Here is an 18,667-nt window from a genome sequence, read left to right as displayed (position 1 = left end):
GTCAATGAGCTAAGTGGAACTTAGCCGTTCGGAGAAAGCAGGGTCTCTTAATATAAATATACAATTATCAACGAAAAGGATCAAGTTATCTGAACGAGATTTTAGAAAAATGGCGGTGGTCGCCGGATATGAGTACGCTGCGCCGACCTTGGAGCAGATCGCGGCGGTGGTGCTCATGATGATGAGAGGTCAGAGCAGAGGGAGCAGGGGGTGAGCGCTTGGCTCGGGCAGTGTGTGAAGCTGTGCGTGGGCTGAGAGCAGCGCAAAGAGCTCTGGCACGTCGGTGGTGGGCGCAACCACGGTGAGCGTGATATCCTCTGCAAATGTCGCCTCGACCCGCCAGTCATGCACATCGAGCGCGGCGCGCACGCGATCATACAGCGCGTAGGGGATATGCACATCGTACTGATGGTGGAGTGCGTACGTGAGCACGGTCGCTTCGCGGATCGCGGATGAAATAGCTTCTGAGTAGGCGCGGACAAGCCCGCCTGCGCCAAGCAGCGTGCCGCCAAAATAGCGGGTGACAACGGCAAACACGTCGACGAGGTGGTGCGCCGTAAGCACGTGGAGCATGGGTCGTCCGGCGGTGCCGGAGGGTTCACCGTCGTCGTGGCTTCGCTCAACGCCGTTTTGCAGGCGCAGCGCACTGCAGTGGTGGGTGGCGTCAGGCTCGCGCTTGCGAACCGTCCGCAGGGTTTCGGCCGCCGCCGCTTCCGTCGTGAGTGGTGTGAGGTCGCAGAGAAAGCGCGACTTTTTCTCGATGAACTCCGTGTGGACAGGCTCTTTGACTGTGCGATAGGATACATGGCGTGAAGGTTCATCCGTCACAGGATCAAGCTCCTTTCCATACTGGATACGTTGATGCGATGTGGTTCGGCCAAATGAGGGAGATGGATTTGATTGTACAAGACGGAAGACGGCGCGCAAAATTTTAAGGGTAAGCGCGCGTCTGTGCCGCATCGCGTGATACAGATCATCGGCGCGGGCGAGTACGGCGGCGCGGAGGTGTACGTGCGGCAGATGATGATCGGCGCGCGAGAGAGCGGGGTTGCGACAGAAGCGCTCGTCTTTTACGACAGGGTCTTTGCGGCAAGGCTTCGCGAAGACGGGTTTGTGGTGGATGTCGAGCCTTCCCTGACCCGTGTCTTTTGGCGTTTGCGAGAGCGAATCGAGGCCGGAGAGCGGCTCATCATTCATACACACGGGGTAAAAGCAAGTCTGCTCGGACGCGCAGTCGGAGAGCGGACAGGCACGCCTGTGGTGACGACGATCCACAGTGATCTGGTGCTTGATTACCAAGGGGGCAAGGGAGCTTTGTTTCGCGCATTGGAGCGGATGACGCGAGGCATGTCTGCGCGCATTGTCGCAGTCTCCGAGCCGCTCGCAGAGATTCTGCGCGAACGCGGGTATGATCCCGCGCGGATACGCGTAATTGCGCCAGGTGTCGCGGTCGGCGCGCTGGAAAAAGAAGCGGATGAAACGACTGGGCAAGTCGAATCCCTTCGTGAGCGGCTCGGGATACCAAAAGACGCGTGGGTGGTCGTGTGTGTCGCGCGCCTGCACGCGGTAAAGGATCACGAGACGCTGATCCGGGCAGTCAGCGGGCTCGCCGAAGTGCGCGGGCGATCGGTCGCGCTTCTTCTCGTCGGGGACGGGGAGGAGCGAAAGCGGCTGGAAGAACTCAGCGCGACACATGCACCAGGGCGGGTGTATTTTGCCGGGGCGGTCGAACAGGTTCGTCCGTACCTCGAACTCGCAGACGTTTTTGCGCTGGCATCGCGTATGGAAGGTTTCGGACTTGCGGCGGCGGAGGCGATGGCCGCAGGGCTGCCTGTGATCGTCTCAGATGTGGGGGGGCTGTGTCAGGTGGCGCCAGTGTCTGGTGTGCAGGGCATTCGCGTCGCGCCGGGAGATGTGGACGGTTTTTTCGCCGCGCTCAAAAGCCTGCTCGAAGATGATGCATTGCGTGAACACATGGCCAAGGAGGGTCAGACCTACGCGATGACGGAACTCTCAACGGAGCGAATGCGCGCCCAATTGGCACAACTCTATGAGGAAATCGCGCGGCACGAACAATAGAACCGCAAATCGATTAAGAAACTATGTAAAAATTATGGAAAACGAATTGATTGTGGTAAGATCTTCCCAAAAACAAAACAGTTTGCTCGAAGACTTATAGGCAAGAAGGCAATCGTTTGCTAAACTAAAACAGACGAGCAACGTGTGCCCGTTTATTCGCATCGAACGGCTCGTGTGTAAAGTTGGAAGACGAATTGCCTAAGATTCACTGTGTAACCTGTCGTTTGTACGCAATACCAAGTTTCGGTGGTTTACCGTGCAGAACATTGTCGGGTATACTCCGTTATGCGAAGACGCAATTGAGTCTTCTGGTAGATTTGTAGAATGTGAACGAACCGATGTATAATCAATGTAACCATATTGCAATATTGTTCGTCTAACCCGCGAACGCAAAAAAAAATGTTGGTGTGTCCGGCGGGCTCGGGCACTGAGAGGAGGGATGTCTACCTGTGATGATACGACTGAGCGAAACGCTTGGGCCGGAAGGACGATCGCGTGGACGGGGAGAAGTACTGGCGTTCAGTCTCACGGAGAAGCGGGAACTCAGAAACGGCGTGACAGGGAGATAGAGACAACTCGGTCGCAGGTGGTTCTGCCCACACAGGACTATCCTTTCCCTTCATTTCAGCTTTTATTCTTAATGGTCAATACAGAGGAGGAACCAGATTGAAACGCAGTCGTCTTACAAGCATTGCGGCAGCAGCGCTCGTGATCGGTACAACGCTCGCCCCTTCCGCATTTGCGGCGCAAACAAGCTCCTACACAGACGTCACAGCAACAACCCCGGGCTACTCGGCGATTATGGATCTTTCCAGCAAAGGCATCATGCACGGCTACAGCGACGGAACATTCCGCCCGACCGATTCGATCTCGCGCGGCCAATTCCTCGCGTACTACATGCTCGCCGTTGAAGGCGTCACCGGTGTAAAACCTGGCGCTAACGCGCAATACTACAAAGACATTGCGCCTGGCAACTGGGACTTTAACTACATTGGTGCGGCGTACGAGAACAACTGGATCAACCCGTACTGGGTCGGTATCTTCACAGGCGGAAACTTCAACGAGAACTACCAAGCTTCCTACGGCGATATCGCTTCCTTCTTCGTGAAGTCGATGGAAGTTGCGGGCAAAGTAACCTTGCCGAAAGGCGTAACACCGCTCAACTATGCGTACAGCATCGGCTTGTTCCAAGGCACGCCTTACACGCCGACCACCACGCAAAAGTGGGTAACGCGCGGCGACGCAGCGATCATCCTTGAGAACATTCTCAGCTTCGACAACGGCACGCTCCTTCCACAAGGCGCGACCGTGACCGTCAGCGGTGGCACCACAATGGCGCCGAACAGCAGCGAATCACTCTCGGTTAACGTTACGGTTGGCAGCAGCACAGTAACACTTCCTTCCAGCGCAGCGGTAACCTATGCGTTTGCATCAGGTAGCGCTACGACAGGATTTATTAACCAACCTGCTAACGGCAGTGTTTCAGGAACGTTTGTTCCAACAGCGCCAGGCACGTACACTGTTGTTGCGACGGTTGACGGCGTTCAGTCTGCACCATTCACAGTCAATGTATTTGGTCAAGCAGCTGGCGTTAAATTGTCTGCAGCAAGTTCAAGTGTTGTTGCTAACGGCGTTTCCTTGAATAAAGTCACAGCGACAATCGTTGATGGTAACGGTGTTCCTGTAACGAACTTCAGTGGCCAGGCAACATTGAGTGTTACTGGTACAGCTGTAACGACGACATTGACTACACCTACTTCGCAAGCTGCCGATCTCAGCGGAACAACGCTTACATTCACAAGTGGCGTAGCAACCTTCTATGTTCAGTCTGAAAATATCCCGGGATACACATCAACAGTTTCTCTTTCGGGATTGACAGCGGCTAATGGTTCTAGCGAATCAGGTACAATTTCATACGCGCCGTTGACATTGACTGCAGTACAGCAAACACCTACGTCAATTGTTGTGTCAGCTGCTACAAGCACGTTGCCTGTAAATGACAACACTGGCACAGATCTTGTTACGGTGACTGTGGAAGATCAAACAGGTAATCCGATGATCGGCGGAACGTACAGCCTTAATGCTTCCATTTCTGGTGGCGGGGTATTCTCCAATGGTCTGACTACAGAAACGGTAACATCTTATTATGGTGGTACAGCAACTTTTGTTGTTGATGGCGTACAGGGTAAAACCGGCACTTATGTTGTAGCGGTTTCCGGTACTGGTCTGAAAACTGGTACTGCAAATATCACTGCTGCAATTGCTGGTAACCCGACTAAGTTGTCTTTGACTGCTTCGTCTGGAACCTTTGTTCAAGGCGTAACCGCAAGTCCAGTTGAATTTACCATTAGCCAGCAAGATGCTAACGGAATTACTTCTATTACGCCAGCTTCAACAGTAGTGCCAAATGTTGTCGTAAAAAATAGTGCTGGTTCAGTCGTAACAAATGTTTACGTGCAACCAGTAACTACTGCTGGTGTAGCAGTTGGATCTCCAGTTACTGCAAACACATCAGGGGTTTATGTTCTGCCTACAGGAACAGCAAACTTTACAGTTTACGACACAAGTACAACTGCGGATGCAGGAACTTACACTGTAACAGTTTCTGATGGTGAGACAACTAATGCCTTGGCTGCTTCGAATCCGGTAAGTCTTACGGAACTGGCTAACACGACAACGGCCGAAAAACTTACACTCTCAGCCGCAACAAATGTTCTTCGTCCAAATGCATTGTCTACTAACTTGACAGTTGCTGTGACGGATCAATATGGGAACCCGGTTGCTAGTGGTGTAACGCTCACGGTTTATGCAAATGGTGGTCCTGGCTCTGCTGCGCTTGACGGTCAGCCTTACATGCCAACATCGATGAGTGCAACAGTTACAACAAATGCAAGCGGTCAAATCACCATTCCGTTTGCGGCGCAAGATTACAACAATGCGACCTGGACAATTACAGCATCAGGAACTGGGTTTGCTACAACAAGCACAACTCTTTCTGTACAAGATTATCCAGCAGCATCTTATCAATTCTTGCTTAAAGATGTAACGCCTTCTGTTACGTACACAAACAATACAGTGTATGCAACAGCTGGTAATACGATCGAATTTGCATCACTTGCAGGTTCAAACACTGCTTTGTTAAACACAGGGTTTGATGTAAACAATAACCCAGTTAACACAAATGCTTCGGACAATGTAACTGTTACGATCAATCATGCTTCTGGATTGATGTTAACAGCAACTGTGCCAAGCGGAGTATCTGTTTCGAATAATGCGACGACAGATGTAACCACAATCACAGGAACTCTGTCCGAAGTCAGCGCATATCTGAATAGTATGACCGCTCAGATGGCTGGATTGACAACAGTAAGTATTGTTGATAACAGTACTGGTGCGCGTGGTGCAGCAAGTATCAACATCGAACCTTCAAATGTTGCTTCGCAAGTTGTGCTTTCAGGTGTATCCTCGGCTACAGCTTTGACAATCGGCGATTCTTACCCAGTCACGTATACTCTGACTGATGTAGGTGGTAACCCTGTTGTAGCCCCATCTGGAGGTTATGTTGTGAATGTAGTTGCGCCTGCAGGCCTTGAGTTTATTGTGAACGGTGTAGCTTCACAAACTGCATCAGTCACAATCGCTGGAGGTACTACATCTGCAACTGCAACATTGGTTGACGTAGCGAATTCTGCAACGACAACTGGAAATGTTACAGGATCGGTTTATGGAAACACTTCGATCACTGTACCGTCTGTAACTTTGACGTACTAAGATCTACTTTAGTTCTAAAAAGTACGCAGCAAAGGATTTCCTTTGCTGCGTACTTTTCTATTTTGCGTGTATAATACTTTTGAAGCTCTACACAGTCATTTTAGGAGGCAAAATGAGTACATATACAGAAAATGCACTTGAAGACTACACGAACAAAACACGCGAACTACTGCTAGCCCGCAAGTTCCAGGACGCACTTACCATGAGCAAACAGGCGGTGCGTGAGCATCCGCGGCAGGCGCAATTTTACGTGTTCCTCGCAGAGTGCCTTGAGCAAACGGGACAGGGGCAGTATGCGTGGCCCGTGTACGAGCGGGCGTGGATGCTTGACCCGCAGGCCGCGTGGCTCCCTGCTGTGCGTGCGCGCGTTGAAAAGAAAATGGCGAAAAAGCTGCCAGACTGGCTGAACGATCTCTTGAGCGTGACGAAGGTAAGCATTGCGGCGGCAGTCATCGCGAAAAATGAAGAGCGCACCATTGCGGCGTGTCTCGACGCGCTTAAACCTGCCGTCGACCAGATCGTGGTGATCGACACAGGCAGCATGGACAAGACGGTTGAGATTGCGAAAAAGCACGGCGCAGAGGTTTATCCGTTTACGTGGAATGATGATTTTAGTGCAGCGCGCAACGAGGCGTTAAAACACATCAAGGCAGACTGGGTGCTGTGGGTTGACGCAGACGAGATCTTTGATGCAGAAGATGTACACGTCCCGCGCATTGCGGGCGGCCTGTACCAAGAGCTTGATCCGCCCTCCGTCCTGCGCATTATCCAGGTCAATATGATCGACGGAAAACCGGAGCCAAACTACGACATGTCGCGTTTCTTCCCAACGCGCTTTGGCCTGCGCTGGTGGGGACGCATTCACGAACAGATCGGGCCACCCTCCGGCGGACTCTTCTCTGAACTCTACGCGCGTCCTGTCGTGCGAATCCGTGTCAACCACGACGGCTATGATCCGACCATCATGCAGGCAAAGGGCAAGCTCGAACGAAACATCTCGCTGCTCAAAAAATCCGTCGAGGACGACCCGAACGACATCGGATCGCTTGGTTTTCTCGGGCGCGAATACTATCTCACACAACAGTACGAAGAGGCCGTGCGCGTGCTCTATCGCGCAGAGGCGATCGCGATGACCAATCCAAAATACGGGCGACTCCCTGAGGTTCGCGCATATCTCGTTGAAGCGCTCATGAGGCTCAACCGCCACCAAGAGGCAATTGTCGCGTCAGAGCGCGCGATTCAGGCCGATCCCAACTTCCCCACTGCGTGGTTTGGCCTCGGCAAAGCGCGCCTGGGGTATGGACTTAGCCTGATTCGCGACGCATTCCAGGACTTTGCGAATTCCCGTGACCGCGCGCCGATGTATCGCGGGATTGTATCCTACGACAGTCAGATCGCGACGTGGAAGGCACTTGCGTCACTCGCTGACGTAGCCAAAGTGCAGGGTGACTGGGTGCGCGCCCGCCAACTGTATCTGCAGGCGCTCGAACAAAGCCCAGGCAATCCGGCGATTCTCGGGCAGATCCAATTTATCGATGCGCAGGCGGCTGCCATCGTCGCACAGTCCCAGGCGCAGCCGGTTGGCAATCCAGGCACAAATCACTGACCTAAACGTGCATCACAGCGGACATCTTTACGCAAAACGTCTGGACACCCGCTCTTGAAGCAAATCAAATTACCCCCTTCCGTCACATGGGAGGGGGTTTTTCACATTCCCGAGATTTCATTCCAATTTCAATCAGATTTCAAGCATTAAACGCTAGACTCCATCTTATTCCATCAAGAGCGGGCGGCCTGAACAAACGTGTCTGAACGTGTCTGGATGAGGATCATTTGGGGAGGGTCACTGCTTGGGTGCAGTCTTAGAGAAATCATTTCAAATCCCCTTAAAGCGTAAAAGGGGAAAAGTGTGGGTCTACAGCTCTGTCGCTGTGGTCATTGTCCTCGGCGGTGCCGCATTTGCGATCCATCGCGCAGCTACGCGCACCGTCGCCATTCCAGCGTTTGATCGATATACCGTAGGGCTTGGCACCGTGACGCAAACGGTAGGAGCGAGCGCCACGGTACAGGCGCCTTCAACCGTCAGCCTGAGTTTTCCAAGTTCAGGCGGTACCCTGACCAGCTTGCCTGTCCAAGTTGGCCAACAGGTGCGCGCGGGCCAGACGCTTGCTGCCGTCAGCAATCAGACGCAAAGCGTTCAACTCGCCAGCGCAGAGGCGGCAGTGACCCAGGCAGAATCCAACCTGACGACCGCGCAAGCCAAACTGCAAAAAGACATGGAAGGCCCGACGGCACCCGCGCTCGCCCTCGCCAAACAAGCGGTGACGCGCGCGCAACTCGCGCTGATTGGCGCAAAGCAGCAGTACGCCACCCAAGTCGCACTGTACCATGACCGCACCAGTTCACAGCAGCAGGTGATCAGCGCACAAAACGCAGTGACAACACAGCAAGCAGCGGTGCAAAACGCGCAGGTGGCACTCCAGCGCGCGAAGCTCATGGAGCAAGAGACCCTGCACGGCGCGACGCCGGAGTCGATCACCGCGCTCCAATTCAACGTGACCGTCGCCGAAAAAGCGATTTCGACGGCGAACGCGCAACTCGCTCTCGCAGAGTCGAATCTAAACCTCCTCCAACAAGCGCTTCAGGCGGCCGAACAGACGCTCAGCACGGATGTGCAAAATGGCGCAAGCGCGGCACAGATCAGCGCAGACCAAGCGGCTGTTCGCCAGGCGCAGCAGAGCTACAACAACGGCCAGAGCGCCATCACGCAAAACCAGTCAGCCGTCACGAGTGACGAGGCATCCCTCTTAAACGCAGAGAACGCCCTTGCGCAAGCGGCCCCTGGCGCGACGACAAACGCCGCACTGCTTGCCAAAAACAGCGTGACATCCGCGCAGAATGCGTACAACCAGGCACTCGCCCAACTCGCAGCCGCAAAGGCCAACCTCCGCATCGCCCAGACGATCTACAACGACCGCACATCGCAGGCAGCCGCCGTGCAGAGCGCGCAAAACACGGTGGCACAGGATGAAATCGCCGTGCAAAGCGCAAAGGCGACGCTTCAACAGACAGAGCTTCCCACCGACCCAACCGTCCTTGAGACAGACCGCGCTACGATCCAATCCGCACAGGCAAGCCTCCAGTCGGCCGAGGCACAACTGCAGTCCGCGCGCGTTTCAGAGCAGGATACCGTGCTGACCGCGCCCGTCTCAGGACAGGTAATCACCGTAAACGGCGCCGTCGGCGAGCAGGTCAGCCCCGGGTCGCCCACGGTCGTGATTGATCAGACATCTGGACCAAACGCAGAGATCAACCTACAGGTGCCGGAGTCGGAGATCGGGTCACTCAAAGCGGGCGAGACGCTCTTTGCGACAGCCACTGCCTATCCGAGCCAAACCTTTACAGGACACCTCACGCAGGTATATCCCGTGCCACAAGTCGTTTCAAACGTCACAGAGTACACCGTGCTCGCAAGCGTCAACAATTCATCAGGTCTCTTGCGTCCAGGCATGACGATGAACGTGACGATAAACGCAAAGACAGCAAGAAATGTCATCACCATCCCAGCGAGTTCCCTCACCCAGATCGGGACGACCGAGGGTGTCTACGTGATCGGAAAGCGCAAGGCGGGCAGTAGCCACGGGGGCTCCGCCAACCTTGGCGGCGCGACTGCAGGCGGGGGTGGCGCATCCGGTTTCAGCGGGCACAAAGGTCGCCACCACAAGGGCGGCAGTTCAGGGTTCGGAGGCTCAGGCTCAGGCTTTGGCGGCGGCAACGCGAGCGCAGGTTCATCCGGCAGCGCAGGCACGGGCCTTACCGGAATCGCCAGCTTCAGCGGTGGTGGCGGCAAGACGCCGTTTGGCAAACAAGTCTACTTCCAGCCCGTCACCGTGGGACTTTTTGGCACATCAAACGTGCAGATCGTGAGCGGACTCTCCGTTGGGCAACAAATCCTGCTCATTCCCCCCGTCACCAATGGCACGTATGCGAGCAGCACCAGCACCACAGGCGGGTTTGGCGGGGGAGGAGGCGGTCGCTTTGGCGGCGGTGGACGAAAACTTCTTGGCTAAACCGATGAACAAGAGCAGCCTTATCGCGCTGCGCGACGTGACGCGCGAGTATCTGATCGGCGGCCAACTCGTGCGTGCGCTGCGGGGTGTTTCCATGAATATTGAGCAAGGCGAGTTCGTCGCGATCATGGGGCCGTCTGGGTCGGGGAAATCGACGATGATGAGCCTGATCGGCTGTCTTGACAAGCCAAGCAGCGGAACCTATCACCTTGACGGCGCGGATGTGGCAACGCTTGAAGATGACCAGCTCGCGCGGCTGCGCAACGAAAAGATTGGGTTCGTGTTTCAGAATTTCAATCTCCTTGCGCGCACAACGGCGCTTGAAAACGTCGAACTGCCGATGATGTACGCGGGTGTGCCCCGCAAAGAACGCCAGGAGCGTGCTGCCCATGCACTGGAGCGCGTCGGACTAAAAGAGCGGATGCACAACCGTCCAAATGAACTGTCTGGCGGACAGCAGCAGCGTGTCTCCATTGCGCGAGCCTTGGTCAATCAGCCCGTGCTGCTCCTTGCGGACGAACCGACCGGGGCGCTTGACAGCCAGACGACCGAAGAGATCCTGCAACTGTTCGAGGAGCTTCACGCGCAAGGCAACACAATCGGCATGGTGACACACGAAGCGGACGTTGGCGCGCGCGCCAAGCGGATCATTCGCTTTCGCGACGGGTCGATCGAATCGGACACGCAGGCGCTGTAGGAGGAGAGAGACACATGCCGATCAGGGATACCTTTCGCGTCGCCATGCGCAGCATCTTTGCAAACAAGATGCGCTCGATTCTCACCATGCTCGGGATCATTATCGGGGTAGCGTCCGTCATCGCGCTCTCGGCCGTTGGAACGGTTGCGACACACGGGATCACTGCGCAGATTGAGTCGCTTGGCACGAACCTGCTGACGATCAACTCCGGGTCAGCAAGCGTCGGCGGCGTGGGCGCCGGGTTTGGCTCGCAGCCGACACTGCTTGGTACGGATGCGGCGGCAATCGCAGCCAGCGACCCGGACGTGGCGTACGCTTCGCCGATGATCCAGAGCAATGGACAAGTCGTCTATCAAATGAACAACAACTCGGTGACCGTGCAGGGCGTCAACAGCGACTACCCGATGATCAAAAATTTGACGGTCAGCGCGGGTCGGTTTTTTAGCGCGCAGGAAGTGGCGCGAAGTGAAAATGTCGTCGTACTCGGAAGCGACATTGCGCAGACGCTGTTTGCCGGGACAAACACCTCGCCAGTCGGCGCGGTGATCGACATCAAGCAGATTCCGTTTACAGTCGTCGGCGTGCTTGCTGCGCAGAATACGATCGGCGTGCAAAACCCGAACGATTATGCAGAGATTCCGTATACAACAGCGATGAACCTGTTTACCGGAAGTCCATACGTAAACTCGATCCTCGTTTCGGCACAGTCGCCAAGCGTCATGATGCAGGCGCAGGGCGAGATCACGTCGACGCTGCGCTTTTTGCATCATCTCGGAACGGGACAGGCGAGTGACTTCCAAATCTTCAACCAGGCGACCACCTTGAGCGCGCTCAGTTCGATCACGACGCTGATCAGCGAGGTGTTGAGCGGAGTCGCGGGCATCTCGCTGATCGTCGGGGGAATTGGCATCATGAACATCATGCTCGTCTCCGTGACGGAGCGCACACGCGAGATCGGCATTCGCAAGGCGATCGGCGCGCGCCGCTCGATCATCCTGTTTCAGTTTCTCGTCGAATCCGTCGTGCTCAGTCTCTCGGGTGCATTGCTTGGGGTGCTGATCGGCGGCGGCGGCGCTGAACTCGTCGGCGTGCTCATGAAGCAAGGCTCGCTCGTCTCGCTCACATCAATTCTCGTGTCTGTGCTGTTTGCGCTCGCGGTGGGGACGATCTTTGGCGTCTATCCTGCGCGCAAGGCGGCACGCCTGAACACGATTGAAGCGCTGCGCTATGAATAGGGTTCATCCAGTCTTTAAGGGAGGTCGTGTTGTGAATAAGAAAAAGGCGATGGCGGGGGCGGCTTTACTCGTGCTGATGAACCTTGCGCCTTCTGCGTTTGCGCAGTCGGTGACGGGAACGGGGTATGCGGATCTCGCGCCGACGTCGTATGGGGCAGCGCAGATTGAAGCGCTCACGGCGGCAGGCGTGCTGCACGGGTTTGCGAACGGTACGTTTCGCCCGAACACGCTCATCACGCGCGGACAGTGGCTTGCGTACATGATGAATGCGCTGCAGGCCACGACGCAGGTGTCGCCAAGTGGCGGCGGGAAGGAGATCTATCGGGATGTGCGGCCGGGGAGTTTTGCGTATGCGTATGTGAACGCAGCGTACCAGGCGGGCTGGATCGTACCGAGTTGGCTTGGCGTAAAGGCGGGTGGGGATTTGGCGTCAATCAGGCCGCGTCGACCGGGGATGTGGCGTCACTGTTTGTCGCGGCGCTAAAGAAGGCAGGGCAACTCACGCTGCCAAAGGGCGTCACGCCGCTCACCTACGCGACACAGCTCGGGATCTTTCGCGGCTTTAACCCGGTTCACGGGACGCGTGTCACGCGCGCGGGCGCGGCGGTGATCCTCGAAAACATCCTCAGCTACGCAAACGGCACGCTGCTTCCGAGCGGGGAGACGCCTGTGCTCACGGCCAGTGCGACGAATGTTTCGCCAAACTCGGTCGTCCAGCTGTCCCTTGCACTGCGCAGCGCGAACGGACAGACGCAGGCGATTCCGGCAAACGCAAACGTTACGTATGCGCTCGACAATCAAACGGGCGCGGTGCTTGACACGTACTCCGGGACGCTAATCGTCACACAGCCGGGGACTTACACGGTGACGGCGACGGTAGACGGCGTGAGCGTAGCGCCGCTGATCATCACGGCGTATGCGCAACCGGCTGGGATCAACTTGTCATCATCCAGTTCGACACTGACCGCAAACGGCCAGGCGCTTGACACGATGACGGCGACGATCGTTGACAGTACGGGGCAGACGGTCAGCAACGCGTCGGGGACGGCGAGCCTCAGCGCACTCCAGTACGGTTCCTACGTTGATCCGACCACAGGCGCACCGATTTCTTCGATCCACTTTGTAAACGGCGTAGCGACGTTTGCGGTCAAGGCGGGGACGACAGGCGGAGTGAGCGACACGGTGTCGCTCTCGAATGTCGCTCTCTCTGGGACGGCGCTCGCCAGCACATTTGTCGATCCGTCAACCACGATCAGCTACACGTGGCCGTCGGCAAACGCCCTGACGCTGAGCCCGACGACGGCGACGGTCAGTGACAATCAGGCGACAGAGGACGCGGTCTCCGCCACGGTGGGGGGGCTTGGCACGTCGGTCGCGGGACTCCCGGTGCTTGCGCAGTTTACGCTGAGCGGCCCCGCGTCGTTTCAGGCGGGCGGCTCGCTTTTGCAGACGTTTTCCGCGTATGTGGTGCCGGGTGTGCCGACGCAGATTCCCGTGTGGTCTCTGCCCGGTCAGTCGGGGGCGATTACGCTTGACGCCAGTCTGTCGGGCGCGGTTGTCGCGTCGACGACGATTTCCGCGGTGGCGACAGGCGCCCCGACTGCGCTTGTCGTAAGCAGCACGCCGAGTACGGTGAACGCCATGGGCGCCGCGCAGGAGCCGGCGCTGCCGCAGGGCTCGCCGTTTACGCTTTACACGGTGTCGCTCAGTGACGCGGCGGGGCATGCGGTGATTCCGGCGACGAGTGACCCGCTGACGCTGACTGACAACGCGTCGACGGTGGGTGGGACGCTCGCCTATTACGCGGTGGCAAACGGTCAGCCGACGGGTCCGGCGCTGAGTGCCAGCCAGTTGCAGACGGCGATCTCAGCGAGTACCGGGCTTGCCCAGTTCGCGGTCGTCACGACGGGGGCGGGCGCGGTCAGCCCCCAGATTACCCTGCATGACGCGCTGACGGGAACGGAGAAGACCGTCGGCTATGCGTATTCGTCGGGCGTCGGGGTATACGCGATGTTGACGGGCGATACGCCTAGCGATCTGAACGGCGCGTCGTCAAGCGTCGAGGAGGGGCAAACGGTGACGTACACTGCGCAACTGGAAGATCCAAACGGCAACCCGGTGCAGGCGGCGGGCCAGACGATCGACTTCTATTTTGCGCCGCGCGGCAACTCGGCGGACGTCACGGTCAACGGGTCGAGCGCGTGGTCGCAGGCGGCGCCGCTTGCGGTGACCACGAACGCGCAGGGTGTGGCGTCTGTGAGTGTGACGGTGCCGCAAGGAAAGGGCGGAGAATTCCAGCTCGTGGCGGGCTTGCCGGGGCAGACGAGTGTGTCGGAGGTGACGGCGACGGTCGGGTCAACGCTTTATTACACGACGGGGCTCGCGCTGTCGAGTTCGCCGTACGCGTTAAACGGGATGGTGTGGCCGACGGCGGCGATGCCCTTGGGGCAGACGCTTGCGGGATATGCTTGGCGGCGCGGCGGGAAGCTCGGTTGGCGGCTCGTCCGGCGGCGCGACGCTCTACGCGGTGCCGCTCAACAGTGCGGGGAGCGCGGTGCTCAATCACGATCCGCTTGAGATCGTGACGTCAAACCCGGCGGTGCTCGCGGTGACGCCGTCGACGATGTGGACGCAGATGGGCTCGCTGCCTGTCCAGTTTCTCGGCAACACCGCGTTCGCGCTGCCGACGATCACGGCGGTGGGGCCGGGGACGGCGACGCTTACGTTTATTGACCTCGCTAACCCGACGCAGCCGCGCATCACGGAAACGATCACCGTCGGCGCGCCATGAGAGACGCCGCGCAGGTGTGTGGCTGCGGGTTGGGAGTGATACGGGCAAGCGTTGCGGATGATACGAGTGAGAATTTTGGGGCTAGTCACACCGAGATGAATCTGGTGTTTGTCGGAAAGCAGGTTTGAATCGGTCCGGATGGATGTGAAAAACGTGTCTCAGCGCGTCTAGCCTGACTTGCCGCGCTGAGGTTTTTTGCGTTTGAATGTCATCCGTAATCGAAGAGTGTGATGCAGCGCGGTTATCTACGTTTTGCTACATCCGGTTCCAGATAAAATTTGAACGCGATATAACTATTTTTCATGATGTTGAATAAAAATTTATAATGAACTATGATCGTACTGTCTTATTTTCTATTTTGAATCTGAGGAGATGTAATATGTCGGAATTGGCTAATTCACTACGCCAAGATAAACGTCGATGGGTGTGGCGGATCTCTCTTTTTATGTTGATTCTGCTTTTTGGTGAGTGGTATGTAAAATGGAATCCCTATTATCATAAGGCGTTTCTCGCGGCAGCCAAGCATTCCATTGGCAGTTCGATCGTGAGCGGTAAAGGGGATATTGCCCCAGCAGTTGGCTTTACGGCAGCTTGGCATTACGCAGTCGCATACTTTGGAGCAGTCTGGCAGGCCGTTATTCTCGGTGTGGTCGTCGGGGCGGCCGTCCAAGTTTTAATCCCAAAGCATTGGATTTTAAAGCTTCTTGGTCATCGCAAACCGACGTCTGTACTCGCGGCAAGCGCCTTGGCAGTACCTGGCATGATGTGTACGTGTTGCAGCGCACCCATTGTTGTCGGTCTTCGTAAACAGGATGTGGCAACGGGTTCAGCTCTGGCATTTTGGCTGGCCAATCCTGTGCTCAATCCCGCCACCATCATTTTTGCAGGATTCGTGTTGGGCTGGAATTTTGCACTCATTCGAATTCTCTTTGGGCTCCTTCTTGTGTTTAGCGTCGGATTTATCGTCAATCAGTTCTTTGAGGATCGCGAAACGCCAAGTGGCGCAAAGCGGGCGGTTGAAAAAGCGTTAGAGCATGATCAGCGCCCTGTTTGGTTGCGGTTTATCACTCAACTTGGCCGAATCTCTTTGACGGTACTTCCAGTTTATGTATTGCTTGTTCTGCTCGTTGGGGCGCTGCGCAGTTGGTTGTTTCCAGCGATTGATTTTACGCATGCGGATGGGGTCATGTGGATCCTTGGATTGGCGCTTGCAGGAACATTCTTTGTGATTCCGACGGCTGGCGAGGTGCCGATTATTCAGACCATGATGCACTATGGTCTCGGTATAGGTCCGGCATGGGCGCTTTTACTTACACTTCCTGCAGTTAGTGCACCTTCAATGGCGATGGTTTGGAGACATTTTTCCAAAAAGGCGTTAGTCTTTACGGGAATCGCCACATTTATAACGGGTATCCTCGCAGGATTTGTAGGACTTTTGTTATGAAATCCGAGTGACGGTAGCGCTCGCGTCCCGAGCGAGTCACTCTAAAATGCATTGGATATTTGTCGGAAAGCAGGTTTGGGCAGGTCAGATAGAAGAAAAAATATATCTCAGCGCGTCGGGCCAGGCTTGACGCGTTGACCATCGTTCTGGCAAAAACGTCGATGCTCCTTAGTCCCCGGCATGGAGTAATCCGACAATATCATCGAGACTGGCTTGCAATGCGATTTTGAGAACATAGGGGAAGTGACCGCGCCTGTTCGGTGCATTGAAAAACAGCTTAAAGCTGGTCGTAAGATATTCCTCGGCGTATTCTCGCATGAGTTGAGCCAGATTCCGTAGAGCCGCTTCGCGGGTTTCTCCACGTACCACGATGTCATCAATCGCATTGAAAATAGCAATGTATTCCCCGTTCTCATCTCTTTCCAGTTCTGCATGAAACGTAACTGCATCCAGCAACGTTGCCAGTTGTTCCGGGTTGAACCACGCGAATAAGTGACGATTTCGCGCGACAAAAACAGGCTGATCATGTACGACGGTATCGACATATTCAGAAAAGTTCTGTCGAACATCGGATGCCTTGGCCGCTAATTCAAACATCAGCACCACTCCTTCATCTCCATTCCTATAAATAGAGTACACTGATCGGGTGGGACGCGATGGCGGAATCATCCAATGAAGGGGCATTTATCATGGGATTGTACGACGAAGCACGAGCATTTATTTTAGAGTGCTTCAACGAACTTGGGAAGCGTGTTGAAGAAACCGACGGCAGGTTAGCTGCATTTGAAGAGGAATGGCTGCAAAGAGCAACGTACGCGCCTACATACGAAGAGCTGGAACACGGAGCGCGCATGGCGTGGAGAAATAGCAATCGCTGTATTGGGCGGCTGTTTTGGAAGTCACTGAACGTTTTTGATGAGAGGCATCTGGGAACACCTGACGAGGTGGTGCAGGCTCTTTACCGTCATATTGAGTTTGCCACAAACGCAGGAAAGATACGTCCTACAATTACCGTGTTTCATCCAAGTGTGCGGATTTGGAACCACCAACTTGTCCGTTACGCAGGCTATGAGACCGAGCGTGGAATTCTTGGTGATCCACATTCCGTTGTGTTTACGCGTGTCTGTGAAGCGTTGGGATGGCGAGGCAAGCGGACGCCGTTTGATGTTCTGCCCCTCGTGGTTCAAATCAATGGGGAACAACCCGTGTGGTTTCCCATTCCTGAGGATATGGTGTTGGAAGTTGAGATCCGTCATTCAGATTTCCCTCAATTTGAAGCGTTGGGACTGAAGTGGTACGCGGTTCCCATGATTTCTGACATGGCTTTAGAGATCGGGGGAACGCGCTACCCAGCGGCTCCATTTAATGGCTGGTACATGGAGACGGAGATCGGTGCTCGTAACTTTGCAGATGTGACGCGCTACGATAGGTTGCCGAAGGTGGCGGCGCTCATGGGGCTTGACACAAAATCGGACGCCTCTCTATGGAAGGACAAGGCGCTCATCGAGTTGAACATTGCTGTCCTGCAGTCCTTTAAGGAGAGCGGCGTGACGATTGTTGATCATCATACGGCCGCAAAGCAGTTTGAACGATTTGAGCAGATCGAAATGGATGAGGGACGCGAGCTTACGGGCGACTGGACCTGGCTGATTCCTCCGGTTTCTCCGGCGGCAACGCACATTTTCCATCGAAATTACGACAATACCGTTGTGAAGCCGAATTACGTTCGCCAAGAGAGCCCATTTTGACGCTGTATTCAAAAGGCCGTGAAAAATTGATGACACAGGGTCATGATGAATTGGCTTTCTAACATGGTAAGAATCTTCACGCGAAGCGATGAAAAGTTGTATACTGTAAGGAGTCATCTCGTTCGGAAGGAGTGATGGTGATGTCCGTGCGGATTGGAAAAATCACCTCTAAGTTTCAAATTACGATACCTAGTGAAATTCGGGAAGCTGTGGGTGCGAATGTCGGAGATCAAGTCTTGTTTCAAGTGAATGAAAAGGGTGAGATTGTTATTCGTCCTCTGCGCATACCGACCGTTGATGAGGTGTATGGATCTCTTCATCAAGAAAAAATTTCGTACATTCCTTTAGATGAGGCAAGGCGTATAACGCATGATGAATTGGCCGCTCGCCAATTCCAGAAAAAATCAGGGCTGGATTCATGAAAATACTTCTCGATACGAATGTGATTCTGCGATTTATTCTCAAAGATCATGATACGATGTCCCCTGCAGCGCGTGATTTAATTTCTAAAGCTGCATCTGGAGAGGTTCAATTGTTGCTTGATTCGGTAATTATTGCAGAATGTTGTTTTGTACTGAGCGGTAGAGTGTATGCATTCTCAAAGAGTGATATTGCTTCGGTTATTAGTAAAATGATCACATTAAAAGGGATTATCGTGGATGATGCTAGGCGCATTAATGATGCCCTTGAGCTCTTTTCAAAACACAATGTTGACTTTGCGGACGCGTACCTTGCTGCAGCGGCTAAGATAGAGGATTTGTTTATTGCATCTTTTGATCGCGATTTCTCTAAATTAGGAGTATCGGTTTATGGACTTTAATGTACTGGCGCT

15 protein-coding genes are annotated in these 18,667 nt (G+C 55.1%); 13 read left to right on the top strand and 2 right to left on the bottom strand.

From position 1 onward, the window contains the following. Positions 1-189: 189 nt before the first annotated feature. Positions 190-828, bottom strand: coding sequence for an IMPACT family protein (locus tag ATW55_RS11890; protein ID WP_067717847.1), 639 nt, complete (start codon positions 826-828; stop codon positions 190-192). A gap of 72 nt (positions 829-900) precedes the next feature. Between ATW55_RS11890 and ATW55_RS11885 the strand changes: the two genes are divergently transcribed. From ATW55_RS11885 to ATW55_RS11835, 10 genes are all read left to right on the top strand, one after another. Continuing rightward, positions 901-2,079 (top strand): glycosyltransferase, encoded by a 1,179-nt coding sequence (locus ATW55_RS11885; protein ID WP_067717844.1) that lies wholly within the window; start codon positions 901-903, stop codon positions 2,077-2,079. 666 nt (positions 2,080-2,745) lie between these two features. Next, positions 2,746-5,850 (top strand): S-layer homology domain-containing protein, encoded by a 3,105-nt coding sequence (locus tag ATW55_RS11875; RefSeq protein ID WP_067717837.1) that lies wholly within the window; start codon positions 2,746-2,748, stop codon positions 5,848-5,850. Positions 5,851-5,962: 112 nt separating this feature from the next. Then, complete coding sequence (locus ATW55_RS11870) at positions 5,963-7,456, top strand: tetratricopeptide repeat-containing glycosyltransferase family 2 protein (RefSeq protein WP_067717834.1); 1,494 nt, start codon at positions 5,963-5,965, stop codon at positions 7,454-7,456. A gap of 244 nt (positions 7,457-7,700) precedes the next feature. Next, the gene (locus tag ATW55_RS11865; protein ID WP_082685810.1) at positions 7,701-9,920 is read left to right on the top strand and encodes an efflux RND transporter periplasmic adaptor subunit; all 2,220 of its coding nucleotides are present in this window, start codon (positions 7,701-7,703) and stop codon (positions 9,918-9,920) included. 4 nt (positions 9,921-9,924) lie between these two features. Then, on the top strand, positions 9,925-10,617 hold the full coding sequence (locus ATW55_RS11860; protein ID WP_067718069.1) for an ABC transporter ATP-binding protein: 693 nt from the start codon (positions 9,925-9,927) through the stop codon (positions 10,615-10,617). Between the two features lie 14 nt (positions 10,618-10,631). Then, a complete protein-coding gene (locus ATW55_RS11855; protein ID WP_067717826.1) occupies positions 10,632-11,852 on the top strand; it encodes an ABC transporter permease in 1,221 nt (406 codons plus the stop codon). 31 nt (positions 11,853-11,883) lie between these two features. After that, positions 11,884-12,336 carry an S-layer homology domain-containing protein gene (locus tag ATW55_RS11850; protein ID WP_067717823.1) on the top strand — a complete coding sequence of 151 codons (453 nt, stop codon included), beginning with the start codon at positions 11,884-11,886 and terminating at the stop codon, positions 12,334-12,336. Further along, entirely contained in the window at positions 12,249-14,429 is a 2,181-nt protein-coding gene (locus ATW55_RS11845) for a hypothetical protein (protein WP_153005146.1), read from the top strand. Before ATW55_RS11850 ends, ATW55_RS11845 begins: the two co-directional genes overlap by 88 nt. Next, entirely contained in the window at positions 14,407-14,643 is a 237-nt protein-coding gene (locus ATW55_RS11840; RefSeq protein ID WP_067717815.1) for a hypothetical protein, read from the top strand. Before ATW55_RS11845 ends, ATW55_RS11840 begins: the two co-directional genes overlap by 23 nt. Positions 14,644-15,022: 379 nt before the next feature. Continuing rightward, positions 15,023-16,087: a permease gene (locus tag ATW55_RS11835; protein WP_067717811.1), complete on the top strand. Its 1,065-nt coding sequence runs from the start codon at positions 15,023-15,025 to the stop codon at positions 16,085-16,087. A 168-nt stretch (positions 16,088-16,255) separates the two neighbouring features. Here ATW55_RS11835 and ATW55_RS11830 read toward each other — a convergent pair whose 3' ends face one another. Then, complete coding sequence (locus ATW55_RS11830) at positions 16,256-16,684, bottom strand: hypothetical protein (protein ID WP_067717806.1); 429 nt, start codon at positions 16,682-16,684, stop codon at positions 16,256-16,258. A 59-nt stretch (positions 16,685-16,743) separates the two neighbouring features. Here ATW55_RS11830 and ATW55_RS11825 point away from each other — a divergent pair, with 59 nt between their 5' ends. The 3 genes from ATW55_RS11825 (at position 16,744) to ATW55_RS11815 (ending at position 18,655) form a co-directional block, all read left to right on the top strand. Continuing rightward, complete coding sequence (locus ATW55_RS11825) at positions 16,744-17,835, top strand: nitric oxide synthase oxygenase (protein WP_272867085.1); 1,092 nt, start codon at positions 16,744-16,746, stop codon at positions 17,833-17,835. A 134-nt stretch (positions 17,836-17,969) separates the two neighbouring features. Then, positions 17,970-18,257, top strand: a complete 288-nt coding sequence (locus ATW55_RS11820; RefSeq protein WP_079291391.1) for an AbrB/MazE/SpoVT family DNA-binding domain-containing protein — start codon at positions 17,970-17,972, stop codon at positions 18,255-18,257. Next, on the top strand, positions 18,254-18,655 hold the full coding sequence (locus tag ATW55_RS11815; RefSeq protein ID WP_067717795.1) for a PIN domain-containing protein: 402 nt from the start codon (positions 18,254-18,256) through the stop codon (positions 18,653-18,655). Before ATW55_RS11820 ends, ATW55_RS11815 begins: the two co-directional genes overlap by 4 nt. The last annotated feature ends 12 nt before the right edge of the window (positions 18,656-18,667 follow it).

The organism is Ferroacidibacillus organovorans (genome assembly GCF_001516615.1).
GTDB classification, from domain to species: domain Bacteria; phylum Bacillota; class Bacilli; order Alicyclobacillales; family SLC66; genus Ferroacidibacillus; species Ferroacidibacillus ferrooxidans_B.
The sequence above is the reverse complement of the archived record's forward strand: the minus strand, read 5'-3'. Positions and strand labels throughout refer to the sequence as shown.